This is a genomic window from Georgenia sp. H159 (genome assembly GCF_035607575.1).
In the GTDB taxonomy this organism is placed as follows: Bacteria; Actinomycetota; Actinomycetes; order Actinomycetales; family Actinomycetaceae; genus Oceanitalea.
Genome location: NZ_JAYDZY010000009.1, coordinates 98115 through 111131 on the forward strand (window position 1 = coordinate 98115; position 13017 = coordinate 111131).

General features: G+C 72.0%; 11 protein-coding genes. 4 read left to right on the forward strand and 7 right to left on the reverse strand.

Features of this window, described 5'->3' with window-relative positions:
• Nucleotides 1-116 precede the first annotated feature (116 nt).
• Both VR894_RS14100 and VR894_RS14105 read left to right on the forward strand, forming a co-directional pair.
• On the forward strand, nt 117-1331 hold the full coding sequence (locus tag VR894_RS14100; RefSeq protein WP_324652521.1) for a sensor histidine kinase: 1215 nt from the start codon (nt 117-119) through the stop codon (nt 1329-1331).
• Nucleotides 1328-1975, forward strand: a complete 648-nt coding sequence (locus tag VR894_RS14105) for a response regulator transcription factor (protein ID WP_324652523.1) — start codon at nt 1328-1330, stop codon at nt 1973-1975. Before VR894_RS14100 ends, VR894_RS14105 begins: the two co-directional genes overlap by 4 nt.
• A 19-nt stretch (nt 1976-1994) precedes the next feature.
• Here the strand turns inward: VR894_RS14105 and VR894_RS14110 are convergent, their stop codons facing one another.
• The 5 genes from VR894_RS14110 to VR894_RS14130 all read right to left on the reverse strand — a co-directional run bounded on the left by VR894_RS14110 (nt 1995) and on the right by VR894_RS14130 (nt 8086).
• A complete protein-coding gene (locus tag VR894_RS14110) occupies nt 1995-3440 on the reverse strand; it encodes a GH1 family beta-glucosidase (protein WP_324652525.1) in 1446 nt (481 codons plus the stop codon).
• Nucleotides 3441-3494: 54 nt separating this feature from the next.
• Complete coding sequence (locus VR894_RS14115) at nt 3495-4388, reverse strand: carbohydrate ABC transporter permease (protein ID WP_324652527.1); 894 nt, start codon at nt 4386-4388, stop codon at nt 3495-3497.
• A complete protein-coding gene (locus VR894_RS14120) occupies nt 4385-5392 on the reverse strand; it encodes a sugar ABC transporter permease (protein WP_324652529.1) in 1008 nt (335 codons plus the stop codon). Before VR894_RS14120 ends, VR894_RS14115 begins: the two co-directional genes overlap by 4 nt.
• Before the next feature lie 71 nt (nt 5393-5463).
• The gene (locus VR894_RS14125; protein ID WP_324652530.1) at nt 5464-6774 is read right to left on the reverse strand and encodes an ABC transporter substrate-binding protein; all 1311 of its coding nucleotides are present in this window, start codon (nt 6772-6774) and stop codon (nt 5464-5466) included.
• 295 nt (nt 6775-7069) lie between these two features.
• Entirely contained in the window at nt 7070-8086 is a 1017-nt protein-coding gene (locus tag VR894_RS14130) for a LacI family DNA-binding transcriptional regulator (protein WP_324652532.1), read from the reverse strand.
• 121 nt (nt 8087-8207) lie between these two features.
• Between VR894_RS14130 and VR894_RS14135 the strand changes: the two genes are divergently transcribed.
• Complete coding sequence (locus tag VR894_RS14135) at nt 8208-9641, forward strand: lipase maturation factor family protein (RefSeq protein WP_324652534.1); 1434 nt, start codon at nt 8208-8210, stop codon at nt 9639-9641.
• 58 nt (nt 9642-9699) lie between these two features.
• Here the strand turns inward: VR894_RS14135 and VR894_RS14140 are convergent, their stop codons facing one another.
• Both VR894_RS14140 and VR894_RS14145 read right to left on the reverse strand, forming a co-directional pair.
• Entirely contained in the window at nt 9700-10236 is a 537-nt protein-coding gene (locus VR894_RS14140) for a hypothetical protein (protein WP_324652536.1), read from the reverse strand.
• Nucleotides 10237-10661: 425 nt separating this feature from the next.
• Nucleotides 10662-11243 (reverse strand): TetR/AcrR family transcriptional regulator, encoded by a 582-nt coding sequence (locus VR894_RS14145; protein WP_324652538.1) that lies wholly within the window; start codon nt 11241-11243, stop codon nt 10662-10664.
• 81 nt (nt 11244-11324) lie between these two features.
• Here VR894_RS14145 and VR894_RS14150 point away from each other — a divergent pair, with 81 nt between their 5' ends.
• Nucleotides 11325-13016 (forward strand): ABC transporter substrate-binding protein, encoded by a 1692-nt coding sequence (locus tag VR894_RS14150; protein WP_324652539.1) that lies wholly within the window; start codon nt 11325-11327, stop codon nt 13014-13016.
• Nucleotide 13017: the final 1 nt, after the last annotated feature.

Below are 13017 nucleotides of genomic sequence, written 5' to 3' on the forward strand. Positions count from 1 at the left end.
CGAGAGGTTCACCCCGAGGGGCCCGGACCGTCATCGGCCGAGCGGGCGACGACGACGCGGCGCCCGTACATCCTTCGGGCGACCCCATCGGCGGGTGCCTGTGCTGGGATTGGGTCATGCAGGAGGTGCTGGGGCTGTGGCGCGAGCGGGTCCGGGGCACCGAGCGCGCCCGGGTGGTCAGCGATGCGGCAGGCACCCTCGTCCTCGGCCTGCTCCTCCTCACCGTCGGTCTCGTCGGCCTGTGGCGTGCCGGGCCGGACACCGAGCGGTGGGTCTTCGTCCTCACCCTGGCCGCCGCGTGCGTCGTGATGCTCGGCAAGGCGCGGTGGCCCCTGCTCACCCTCGGTGCCGGACTGGTGGTCTTCGCCGTCGACATCGCCCTCGGCGGCAGCACCGGCGTGATGGTCGCGGTGCTCGACCTCATCTACTCCGCGGCGCTCCGGGCGAGTGCGGCCGCCGTCCGCCGCCTGGGCATCACGGTCGCCGTCGGCGTCGCCGGCAGTGCGGCCGCGACCTTCGTCGTAACCGGCGACGTGCGGGACAGCGCCAACGCGGCGCTCCTCGTCTTCGCGGTCTTCGGCACGCCGCTGTGGTGGGGCCGCTCGGTGCGTCAGCAGACCGAGCTCGCCGGGCTCGCCTCCGCACGCGCACGCGACCTCGCCCGGCTCGGTGAGATGCGCGAGCAGGAGGTCGTCCACGCCGAGCGCACGCGGATGGCCGGTGACATTCACGACGCCCTCGCCAGCCATCTCTCCGCGATCGCCATCCACTCCGAGGGGGCCCTGTCCGCGCCACGTCCAGCCTCGGTCGACGACGCTGCGGCCCGTGACCGGCAGGCCCTGTCCGCCATCCGCCACTCCAGCGTGGCGGCGCTGCGGGAGATGCGGTCGATGATCGACCTCCTCCGCACCGGCGACGAGGCCCCGACCAGACCCGCGCGGCTTGAGGAGGTCGGTACGCTCGTCGCCGTTCTCCGCGAGCAGGGCATGGAGGTGGCGCTCAGCGTCCCCGCCGACCTGCCGGAGCTCCCCGCCGCGGTCGACCAGGCCGCCTTCCGGATCATCCAGGAGTCGCTCACCAACGCCCTCAAGCACGGCGACGGAGCCCACGTCGACGTCACGGTCGCCCTCGCCGACGCGGTCCTGCGGGTCGAGGTCGCCAACGGGGTGGCACTCGCGGCCGTCGACGGCGCTCCCGTCCCGCCGTCGTCGGGTGTGGGCCTGCTCACCATGAGGGAGCGCGCCGAAGCACTCGGCGGGTCGCTGAGCACCGGCGGGACAGCCGACCGCTGGTACGTCCGTGCCGCCGTCCCCGTGAAGGAGAGGCCATGAGCGTCCGAGTCGTCGTCGCCGACGACCACGCGGCCATCCGCTCCGGGCTACGGCTCATTCTTGAGTCCGCCGACGACGTCACGGTCGTCGGGGAGGCTGCCGACGGCGCGAGCGCCGTGGCGAACGCCCGCGCACTGCGACCCGACGTCGTGCTCATGGACATCCGCATGCCCGGCACCGACGGGATCGCCGCGACCCGCGCCGTCGTCACCGACAGGCTCGCCGACGTCCTCGTCCTCACCACCTTCGACCTCGACGAGTACGTCTTCGGCGCCCTGAGAGCCGGCGCGGCCGGGTTCCTGCTCAAGACCGCCGACGCCGCGACCCTGCTCGACGCGGTCCGGCGCGTCGCGGCCGGCGAGGGCGTGCTCGCCCCCGAGGTGACCCGGCGGCTCCTCAGCACCTTCGCCCGCACACCGGAGCAGGTCGAGCCGGAGGTGCCGGCGGACGTCGCCGCGCTCACCGACCGGGAGCGGGAGGTGCTCGCCGCGCTCGGGCAGGGCCTGTCGAACGCGGCCCTCGCCGGAGCCCTGGGGATCAGCGAGGCGACCGCTAAGACGCACGTCTCCCGGGTGCTGGCGAAGCTCGGGTGCACGTCCCGCGTGCAGGCCGCGATCCGCGCGCGGGAGGCCGGCCTGGCCTGAGCCAGGCCGGTCCCGGCACTCAGCCCGCGTGCGCGCGGACGAGGTCCCGGTACCAGCGGGCGCTGGCCTTGGGCGTGCGCTGCTGCGTGTCGTAGTCGACGTGGACGACGCCGAAGCGCTTGGAGTAGCCGTAGCCCCACTCGAAGTTGTCGAGCAGCGACCACACGTAGTAGCCGCGCACCGGGGCACCGGCCGCCACGGCGTCGCTCACCGCCTCGATGTGGTCGCGCAGGTAGGCGATGCGGTCCGTGTCGTCGATGGTCCCGTCCGGGCCGACGACGTCGGGGAAGGCCGCGCCGTTCTCCGTCACCATGAGCTCGAGGCCGGGGTGCTCGCGGTGCATCCGGACGAGCAGCTCGGTCATGCCCCGCGCGTCGATGGACCAGCCCATGTCGGTGTACGGCCCGGGCTGCTGCGGAAACTCGATGTCCCCGCACGCAGGCCACGGGCTCGCCGAGCTGGCCCCGTGGCCGTCGGCCTCCTCCCGCTCCCCCACGCCGTCGTAGGCGCGGACGACGGTGGGGCTGTAGTAGTTCACGCCGAGCACGTCGAGGGGCTGGTGGATGAGGTCGAGGTCGCCGTCCTTGACGAAGGACCAGTCGCTCACCGACGCGGTCGCCTCGACGATGTCCTGCGGGTAGGAGCCGCGCAGGACCGGGTCGAGGAACACGCGGTTCTGCAGCCCGTCGACCCGCTCCGCGGCCGCCACGTCCGCGGGGGCCTCGGTCTGCGGCCGCACCCACGCGAGGTTGAGCGTCAGGCCGATCGTCGCCTCCGGGCGCTCGGCACGGATCGCGGCGGCCGCCAGCCCGTGTCCGAGGTTGAGGTGGTGGACGGCGGCCAGCACCGCGGCGTGGTCGGTGCGGCCCGGGGCGTGCACGCCGCTGCCGTAGCCCAGGTAGGACGAGCACCACGGCTCGTTGAGGGTGATGAACGTGCCGATGCGGTCCCCGAGGCGGGCCGCGACCAGCCCGGCGTACTCGGCGAAACGCTCCGCCGTCGCCCGCTCCGGCCAGCCGCCCGCGTCCTCCAGGGCCTGCGGCAGGTCCCAGTGGTAAAGCGTCGCCGCCGGTGAGATCCCGGCCTCGAGCAGCTCGTCGAGCAGCCGCGAGTAGAAGTCGAGGCCCGCCTCGTTGACGGGTCCCAGGCCGTGCGCCGTCACCTGCGGGGTGATGCGGGGCCAGGCGATCGAGAAGCGGTAGGCCTGCAGCCCCAGCTCCTTCATGAGGGCGACGTCCTCGCGGTAGCGGTTGTAGTGGTCGTCGGCGACGTCACCGGTGTCGCCGCCCTGCACCTTTCCGGGGGTGTGGCTGAAGGTGTCCCAGATGGAGGTCGTGCGGCCGTCGGCCGCAGCGGCCCCCTCGATCTGGTAGGACGCCGTCGCCGCCCCCCACAGGAAGCCCTCGGGGAGGTGCAGCCCGGCGGAGGGCTGCGTGGTGGCCGAGATGGTGGTCTGGATGCTCATGGTGTGGTCAGGGCGCGCGTGGCCCTGCTCCCTTCGGTGGTGGTGGTTGCGGGGTCAGCCCTTGACGGCGCCGGCCATGATGCCGCTGACGATCTGACGCCCGAGCAGCATGAAGACGACGACGACCGGCAGCGTGCCGACGAGCGTGCCGGCCATGATGATCGCCGTGTCGGGGACGTAGCCGCTGCCGAGGTTGTTGAGGGCGACCTGGACGGTCGGGTTGGACGAGTTGAGCGTGATGACCGGCCAGAAGAAGTCGTTCCAGGCCGTCATGAAGGTGAGCATGCCCAGGACGGCCATGCCGGGACGGGCGATGGGCAGGACGACGCTCCAGAATGTCCGCAGGGACGTGGCGCCGTCGACGCGGGCGGCCTCGATGAGCTCGTCGGGCAGCGACTGCATGAGGTACTGCCGCATGAAGAACACCCCGAAGGCGGTCACGAGGGTCGGCAGGATGACCGACGGCAGGCGCCCCGCGAGGTCGAGCTCGGCCATCACCATGTAGAGCGGCACGACGCCGAGCGTCGGCGGGATCATCATCGTCCCGATCGTCACGGTGAACAGCAGCTTCTTGCCCCGGAAGCGCAGCTTGGCGAAGGCGAACCCGGCGAGCGTGCAGAAGAGCAGGGTCGCGACGGTGACCGTCCCGGAGACGATGACCGAGTTGGTGATCGCCAGCGCGATGTTCTGCTGGTCGAGGGCCGTCTGGATGTTCGCCCACAGGTTCGGTCCGGGCGTCAGGGGCGGCGGTGACTGGACCATCTCCGACATCGGCCGGCTGGCCGCGACGATCATGTAGTAGAACGGCGCAATGAACAGGAAGGCAGTGACGCCAAGGATGGCGTAGCTGAGCCAGCCCGCGGAGTTGCCGCCCGCACCGCCTCGCCTGCGCCTCGGCGCGGCGACCGGGGTGCCGGGGACCGCGGGGGGCCGGGTGATCGTCGTCATCGGTCGTCTCCCTCGGTGAGGCGCTGGCTGGTCCGCAGCCGGACGAACGCGGCGTTGAGCACCACGAGCAGCACGATGAGCACGAAGGTCACCCAGGCGACGGCGGCCGCCCGGCCGAGGCTGCCGAACTGCCAGCCCTGCTGGTACATGAACAGCCCGAGCGTCTGGTACTGGTTGACCGCACCGCCGTTGGGTGTCCCCCCGCCGAAGAGCAGCGGTTCACCGAAGAGCTGGGTCGCACCGATGGTGGACACGACGACGGTGAACAGGATCGTCGGCCGCAGGCCGGGCAGGGTGATGTGGCGGAACTGCTGCCAGCGGCTGGCGCCGTCGAGCGAGGCGGCCTCGTACAGGTCGTAGGAGATCGACTGCATGCCGGCGAGGTAGATGAGGGCGTTGTAGCCCGTCCACCGCCACGTGACGATGACGGCGATGGCGATCTGCGCGCTGAGGTTGCCGTTGCGCCAGTCGATGGCGTCCATCCCGATGAGGGAGAGGATCCAGTTCGCGAAGCCGCCGTCGCGCCCGAAGATCTGCGCGAAGACGAGGGTGGACGCGGCGACGGACGTCGCGTACGGCATGATCATCGCGATCCGGAAGAAGTTACGCGCCCGCATCCGGTAGTTGAGCAGGTGCGCCAGTCCCAGGGCGATGGCCAGCTGCGGCACCGTCGACAGGACACCGATGGTGAAGGTCTTGAGCAGCGCGTTGTAGAACTTCTCGTTGCCGAAGAGCCAGACGAAGTTGTCCAGGCCCACCCACGTCATCTCGGAGTTGAGCCGGAAGTCGTAGAGGCTGACCCACACCGTGTAGATGAGGGGGAAGAGCCCGAAGGCGGCGAAGAGCAGGAAGAACGGCGCGACGTACACGTACGGCGCCGTCACCGCCTCCCACCGGAAGATGCGGGAGCGCAGCGTGGGCCGAGGCGGCTCGGCCTTGCGTCGCGGCGGCGGCTCTGCGGGCGCTGGGCTCGCTGCCGGCCGGACGGGAACGGTGGACGTCATGGGGGCCTCTCGTCAGGGCAGGAACGGGGGCGGGTGGTGGGGCGGGCGGGCGGGCCCGCCCCACCGGGTGCTCAGCCGACCTGGCTGAGCACCTGGGAGACGCCGGCCTCCCAGGCCTCGTCCGGGGCGACCCCGTTGACCTCGACGGACAGCAGCGCCTGGACCATGGCGTTCTTCGCGATCCCGTCGTTCGGCCCGAGGATCTGCGTCGGGGCGTTCTGCGCCGACGTCGTGAAGACCTCACCGATGGGGGCGCCGTTGAAGTACTCGTCGGTCGTGTCACCGACGAGCTCGATGGCACCGGTGTTGGAGGGGAAGTTGCCCACGTTCTCGAAGACCGCGGCCTGCTGCTCGGCGTCGGTCAGCCACGCGATGAGCTCGGCGGCCTCCTCCTTGTTCTCGCTGGCCTCCGGGATGGCGAGGTAGGCGCCGCCCCAGTTGCCGCCCTGGCCACCGGGCAGGGTGGTGATGTTCCACTGTCCGCTGCCGGCGTCGCCGGCCTTGCCCTTGATGTAGCCGATCATCCACGACGGGCACGCGATGGAGGCGAAGGTGCCGCTGCCGAAGCCGCCGTCCCAGCTGGGGTCGACGAACTGCTCGAGCTTGGCGGTCAGGCCGTCCTGGCCCGCCTGGGCGGCGAGGTCGAAGGCGTTGCGCACGGCGGGGTTGCTGTCGAGGACGAGCTCGCCGCTCGCGTCGTGGTAGATCTGCTCCTCGGTGGAGACGATGGCGTTGTACAGGCCGCCGGCGGAGTCGTGGAACGCGGTCCCCTCGGGCGCACCGGCCTTGAACTCCTCACCGAGGGCGAGGAAGTCCTCCCACGAGCCCAGCCGCTCCGCCACCTCGGCGGGGTCGCTCGGCAGGCCGGCCTCCTCGAAGAGGTCGGAGCGGTAGCACAGCCCCATCGGGCCGATGTCGGTGCCCAGCCCGAGGACGCGGCCGTCCTCCGTCGTCGCGGCCTCGGCCTTCCACTCGACGTAGTTGGCGACCTGCTCACCGGCCGGGGTCTCGCGCAGGTCCGTCCACAGGTCGGCCTGGTTCGCGGTGACCTCGGAGATGCGGGCCACCTCGATGCCCTGGATGTCGGCGGTGCCGCTGCCGGAGTTGAGCTTGGTCTGCAGCGCGGGCCAGTACTTGTCCTCGCCCTGCGTGGACTCGTACTCGATGAGGATGTCGGGGTTCTCCTCCATGTACTGGTCGAACAGACCCGACTCCTCGTAGCCGAAAGTGCCGAACAGGGCCACCGTGAGGGTCGTCTTTCCGTCCGTGTCCGCGGCGGCGGGGGTGTCGCTGCTGTCGCCGTCCCCGCAGGCGGACAGCGCCAGCGCGCCCGCCGTCATGGCCGCGACGACGGCCACGGACCTGCTCCGTGTGGTGTGCATGGTTCCTCCTCGCGGCCCGCGGGCCGGCTGGTCTCGGTACGGGTCAGATCGTCCTGACCCTGGCCGCACGTCCAGGACCTTCTGGACCCGCGGGATCGGCATGGTCGTTTTGGAAGCGCTCCCATGACGTTCCACACACTGTGGCGTGCCGAGCCGCCCGTGTCAAGACGGGAGGGGGAAAAGGCGTTGACACGACTCCGCGGACGGCATCGCGCGCCCGGGGTCACCGTTCGCAGGAGTCTCGACCGGGCGGCGACCGGTCAGGGCGACGCCGTCGCCGCCTCCGCGCGCGTGATCAGGCGGAGCGGCGGGTGACGAGCTCGACGGCGAGCGTGACCGAGCTGGCCTCGCCACCGTCGGCGAGGTCGATGAGCATGCGGGCCATCTGCCGTCCCATGGCCTCGAGCGGCTGGCGCACCGTCGTCAGTGGCGGGTCGGCGTCCGCCGCGATGGGGACGTCGTCGTAGCCGACGACGGCGACGTCCTCCGGCACCCGCACAGCGCGGTCACGCAACGCCCTCATCGCGCCGACGGCCATGAGGTCGTTCGCCGCGAAGACGCCGTCGACGTCCGTGGCCGTGCCCAGCAGCTCCTCCATCGCCCGGTAGCCGCCGCCGATGGCGAAGTCGCCCCCGGCGACGTGCGTCGGCGGCAGGTCGATGCCGTGCTCGGCGAGCTCGGCACGGAAGCCGATGAGCCGGTCGCTCGTGGCGGTCATGTCCGCGGGGCCGGTGATCGTCGCCGGGTGGCGGCAGCCCCGGGCGACCAGCGCCTGCGCCGCCAGCCGGCCCCCCGTGACGTTGTCGGGCGTGACGTAGGGCAGCGAGGTGCGCCGGCCCGGTGGACGGCCGGCGAGCACCACCGGGACCCCGAGCCGCTCGACACGGCCGGGGAGCGGGTCGTCGCCGTGGACGGAGAGGAACATCGCGCCGTCGACGTGGCCGCCCGCGGCGTACTCCTCGAGCCGGGCGCGGTCGTCGTCCGTGGCCACGACGACGAAGAGCAGCTGACGTCGCCGCTCGGCGGCTGCGGCCTGGGCTCCGCGCAGGACGCTGGCGAAGAACGGGTCGGCGAAGAACCGCTCCCCCGACTCCGCGACGACGAAGGCCAGGGCGTCGCTGCGGCGGGTGGCCAGCGACCGTGCCGCCTGTCGCGGGACGTAGGAGAGCTCGGCCGCGGCCTGCCGTACCGACTCACGGGCACGGTCGCTGACGCGGGGGTCGCCGGTGAGGACGCGGCTGGCCGTGGCGCGGGAGACGCCGGCGCGCTCGGCGACCGTGTCGAGGGTCGGGGCCGGGTGCCTCGTGACCATCGCGTCCTCCCGTCGACCGTGGACAGTCGCTCACAGTATGCCCACCCCCGCCGGTGTCCCCGACCACGGCGGATGCACGGCCGTGGCGTCCGGTGTTCGATGGGCGGCAGGAGGCGGGCAGGTGGACTGGTTCATCGCCGACGGCTACGAGGTCGCGCGGTTCGTGCTGCAGCGGGGTGTCGCCCTGCTGTACGTCGTCGCCTTCGTCGCGGCGCTGCAGCAGTTCCCCGCGCTGCTCGGTGATCGCGGGCTCCTCCCCGTCCGCCGCTTCACGGCCTGGGTCCCGGCGCGCACGGCGCCGAGCCTGTTCCACTGGCGCTACTCCGACCGCCTGCTCCGTGTGGTGGCGTGGGCAGGCGTGGTGCTCGCGCTCACTGTCGTCGTCGGCCTCCCGCAGCAAGGGCCGCCGTGGGTGCCGATGCTCGTCCTCCTCGTGCTCTACGGGCTCTACCTGTCGGTCGTCAACGTCGGCCAGGTGTTCTACGGCTTCGGGTGGGAGTCACTGCTCCTCGAGGCCGGCTTCCTTGCCGCCTTCCTCGGCTCGGACCAGACGGGCACCTCGCTCGTCACGCTCATCGCCTTCCGCTGGCTGCTGTTCCGCGTGGAGTTCGGGGCGGGACTCATCAAGCTGCGGGGCGATCCCGCCTGGCGTGACCTCACCGCGCTGGACTACCACCACGAGACCCAGCCGATGCCCGGCCCGCTCAGCTGGTTCTTCCACCACCTGCCCCGCCCGCTGCACCGCGTGGAGGTGCTGGCCAACCACGTGACGCAGCTCGTCGTGCCCGTCCTGCTGTTCGCGCCACAACCTGTGGCGACGTGGGCGGCCGCCGTCGTCGTCGTCACCCAGCTGTGGCTGGTGCTGTCGGGCAACTTCGCCTGGCTCAACTGGATCACCATCGTGCTCGCCTTCTCAGCCGTGGGCGACGACGTCGTCCGCGAGCTGGTCCCGGGCCTCGTCCCGGCAGCACCGGACGGTCCGGCGCCGCTGTGGTTCGTCGTCGTCGTTCTCGCGGTGGGCGCGGTGCTGCTCGTGCTCAGCTGGTGGCCGGCCCGCAACCTCGTCTCCAGGCAGCAGCGGATGAACGCCTCGTTCAACCCCTTCCACCTCGTCGGGGCCTACGGCGCCTTCGGCTCGGTCACCCGGCGGCGGGACGAGATCGTCGTCGAGGGGAGCCGCGCGGAGGACCCCGGTGAGGACGACTGGGAGGAGTACGTCTTCCGCGGCAAGCCGGGCCCGCCCGACCGTCGGCCCCGGCAGTACGCGCCCTACCACCTGCGTCTCGACTGGGGGATGTGGTTCCTCGGCCTCGGCTCCTCGGCACAGCTGTCGTGGTTCCTGCCGTTCCTCGACCGGCTGCTCGAGGCCGACCCCGCGACGCTGCGGCTGCTGCGCGACGACCCGTTCGACGGTGAGCGGCCGGTGTGGGTGCGCGCCCGGGTCTTCCGCTACCGGTACAGCACCTGGGACGAGCTGCGGCGGGAACGTGTGTGGTGGGTGCGCCGCGAGATCGGCGGCCTCATCGCGCCGCGGCGGTCCTCGGAGCCGTCGTGAGGTGAAGGTGGGCCGAGTCTGCCCGCGACGACCCGTGGCCTCAGCAGCCGGCCGGCTCCTACTGCCCGGGGGAGGCCGTGAGCTTGTCCACCAGCACCGCAAGGCCCTGCCGGGCGGACCGCTCGGCGGAGCGGACCCGCTCCTCCATGGCCCGAGCCTCCTCCAGTGCCGCATCGGCGCGGTCCACGGCCGCCCGGCACGCCTCGACCCCGTGGACCCGCTCGTGCTCGGCGGCGGCAAGGTCGTCATGGAAGCCCTGCACCTCCCCGGCGGCCAGCTCGACCGCCCGGTCGAGGAGGAAGCGGTAGGCGGCCCGGACCTTCTTGCCGGTCGTCTTGCGCTCGAGCGCCTCGACGTCCTCCGTCACGGTCTCGCGCATGAACACGAGGCGGCTGGACCGGTAGGGCTGCACGGCGGCCGCCTCCTCGGCCCGAGCGAGCCGGTCGCGCGCCTCCGTCAGGCGCCGCTCAGCGTCCCGGACGGCCGCCGCGGCGGCCTCGAGGTGAGCGGCGAAGCGCGCCTCGAGGGCAGCGGCCAGCCGCTCCCGCTCCCCGGCGTCGAGCGCGTCGGCACCGGCATCGGTTTGCTCGGACATGCGCTCACCTTTCGTCACTGTCATCCCTGGACTCCGTTGCCGGTGACCACGACCCCTCTGGACGTGCTCCGAGCGAGTGCTCATCAGCCTACGACGCCGTTGAACCCAGCTCTCCCGGCCGAGACTGTCACGCAGGGTGGGCCAGCACGTGACCGTTTCATGCACGGGACGACAGATGAATCCCGTATGACGCGCCGTCACCGGGCGATCTCTCGGACGGGGCTTACGGAACACTTCATCTGGGGTGCGCCGCATGACCTGCATCGTTCCCGCGAGGCGATCGCGTTGCGGGACACTCCCCCGACATTGAGCAGGCGATCACCCCACGTAGGTCGGCCAGGACCTCGTGCTCCTTCGTCGCGTGCCCGGGTCGGACCTCGCCTCAGTGCGCGGGCTGTGGATCGTCTGGGCGGCGCGGCGCCCGGTCAGGCGGAGGCCAGTGCGCCCAGCGCACGGGAAAGCACCTCCGGGAAGGGGGCGCGCGGCACGGGTGAGCGCGACCAGGCGCGCAGAGCGGCGAGGAAGGCGCCCGCCTGAGCCGTCCCGACCACCTCGGCGACCAGCTCCTCCACCCCGCCGCGCCGCAGGTGCGAAGCGATGATCCCACCGGCGCGGCCCTGCCGGCGGGCGGCCGACTCGGCCAGCTCCTCGGCGACGCCCATCGGCTCGGCGTTGGCGAAGGCAAGGGCGACGGTCCCGGGCTCCAGCCCGGCAGCGACGCGGAGCAGCGCGGCGCGTGCCTGCCCGGCGGGATCCTGGTCATCGCCGTCGTCGGCGCGGAGCTCTTCCCCGAGCCGGTCCAGCGCGTCGTCGACGGAGGTCCACAGGAGGTCGCTCTTCGTGGGGATGTAGTTGAAGAAGGTGGCGCGGCTCACGCCGGCCCGCTGGGTGATGTCGGCCACCGACGTGGCGGCGTAGCCCCGCTCGAGGAAGAGCTCGCACGCCGCTTCCTCGAGGATCTCGCGGGAAGCGGCGCGGGGGCGGCCTACCCGTCGCACCTCGTCCATCCCCCGATCCTACGGACCCTCCTCGCCGCGCCCGGGTTATTGTTGGACGCAGACCAACAACTCGATGAACGGTGTCCTCCCATGGCCGACAGGCTCACCAACGTCCGGCGTGGCCCACGCCTCCTCGCCGGCGCCGCAGCGCTCACCCTCACTCTCGCCGCCTGCAGCGGCGGCGGGAGTGGCGGCGGTGACGGTGGCGGTGACGCCGCGAGCGGCGAGCCGGTCGAGGGCGGCACGCTCGTCTACGCCACGGGTGACGCGGAGCCGACCTGCCTGGACCCGCACGTGGGCGGAAACTACCCCCAGGCGCTCATCAGCACCCAGTACCTCGAGCCGCTCGTCGGCCGCGACACCGACGGTCAGATCCAGCCGTGGCTGGCCACCGACTGGGAGGTCTCCGAGGACGGTCTGACCTGGGACCTCACCCTCGCGGACGGCCTCACCTTCACCGACGGCACGCCGCTGGACGCCGAGGCGGTCAAGGTCAACGTCGAGCACCTGCAGGACCCCGACACCGCGTCCTCCACGGGTTACCTCGCCGTGCAGAAGATCGCCGAGGTGGAGCCGGTGGACGCCACCCACGTGCGCTTCCACCTCTCCGAGCCCGACTCCGCGCTGCTCGAGTCGCTGAGCATGCAGTGGACGGCCATGCAGTCCCCCGCCGGCATCGCCCGCGGGATGGACGAGAACTGCGCCGCGCCGATCGGCACCGGCCCGTTCGTCGTCGCCGAGTGGGTCCCCCAGCAGCACGTCGTCCTTGAGCGCAACGAGGACTACGCGAGCCACGGCCCGGAGGCCGAGCACGACGGCGCGCCGTACCTCGAGCGCATCGAGTGGCGTTTCATCCCCGACCCCGCGACCCGCTGGGCCGCGCTCCAGTCCGGCGAGGTGCACGTCATCGACAACCCCGAGCCCGAGGCCGTCGTCGCTGCGGAGGCCGGCGAGGACATCACCCACATCGACGCACCCCGGCCCGGGTCGGTCAACCGGATCGAGCTCAACTCCTCCCAGGCCCCCTTCGACGACATCCGGGTGCGTCAGGCGTTCGTCTACTCCGCCGACGTCGACCCGGGCATCGAGACGCTCTACCAGGGCGTGGCCACCCGGTCCCACTCCCCGCTGTCCAGCGTGGAGCCGATGGGCTACAGCGACGCCTCGCTCTTCGTCACCGACCTCGAGGAGGCCGAGCGGCTGCTCGACGAGGCCGGCTGGGACGAGGTCGACGACGAGGGCTACCGCGTGCGGGACGGCGAGCGCCTCACCGTCCGCTTCCCGGTGAGCACGAACCAGTCCGTCGCCGCGGAGCAGTCGCTCTTCGAGCAGATCCAGGCCAACACCAAGCGGGTCGGCTTCGAGGTCGTCCTCACCCCGCTCGACCTGTCCGCCTGGTACGGGGCGCTGGCCGCGCCCGAGGGCGGCGGGGAGAACACCTATGAGGCGGTCAGCGCGCCGTACACCAAGGTCGGGCCGGACGTCCTGCGGATCCTCTACCACTCCGACGGCACCGTGCCCGCACCGAGCGGCTACTTCGCCAACCTCTCCCAGGTGACCGACGACGAGCTCGACGCGCTGCTTGAGGAGGCCGCCCGCATCACCGACCCGGACGAGCGCGCCGACCTGTACACGCAGGTGCAGCAGCGCGTCCTCGAGGGCTACTACATCCTGCCGCTCTACGACCAGCAGAACCACTTCCTCACCCGCGGCGTCACCGGCGTGACGACGCTCGGGACGGTCTCCACGCCCACGTTCGTCAACGCCCGGCTGACGTCCTGAG

Coding starts and splice junctions, on each gene's coding strand:
- VR894_RS14150 (WP_324652539.1), top strand. CDS start 11,325: ATGGCCGACAGGCTCACCAACGTCCGGCGTGGCCCACGCCTCCTCGCC.
- VR894_RS14145 (WP_324652538.1), bottom strand. CDS start 11,243: ATGGACGAGGTGCGACGGGTAGGCCGCCCCCGCGCCGCTTCCCGCGAG.
- VR894_RS14125 (WP_324652530.1), bottom strand. CDS start 6,774: ATGCACACCACACGGAGCAGGTCCGTGGCCGTCGTCGCGGCCATGACG.
- VR894_RS14130 (WP_324652532.1), bottom strand. CDS start 8,086: ATGGTCACGAGGCACCCGGCCCCGACCCTCGACACGGTCGCCGAGCGC.
- VR894_RS14140 (WP_324652536.1), bottom strand. CDS start 10,236: ATGTCCGAGCAAACCGATGCCGGTGCCGACGCGCTCGACGCCGGGGAG.
- VR894_RS14120 (WP_324652529.1), bottom strand. CDS start 5,392: ATGACGTCCACCGTTCCCGTCCGGCCGGCAGCGAGCCCAGCGCCCGCA.
- VR894_RS14115 (WP_324652527.1), bottom strand. CDS start 4,388: ATGACGACGATCACCCGGCCCCCCGCGGTCCCCGGCACCCCGGTCGCC.
- VR894_RS14110 (WP_324652525.1), bottom strand. CDS start 3,440: ATGAGCATCCAGACCACCATCTCGGCCACCACGCAGCCCTCCGCCGGG.
- VR894_RS14105 (WP_324652523.1), top strand. CDS start 1,328: ATGAGCGTCCGAGTCGTCGTCGCCGACGACCACGCGGCCATCCGCTCC.
- VR894_RS14100 (WP_324652521.1), top strand. CDS start 117: ATGCAGGAGGTGCTGGGGCTGTGGCGCGAGCGGGTCCGGGGCACCGAG.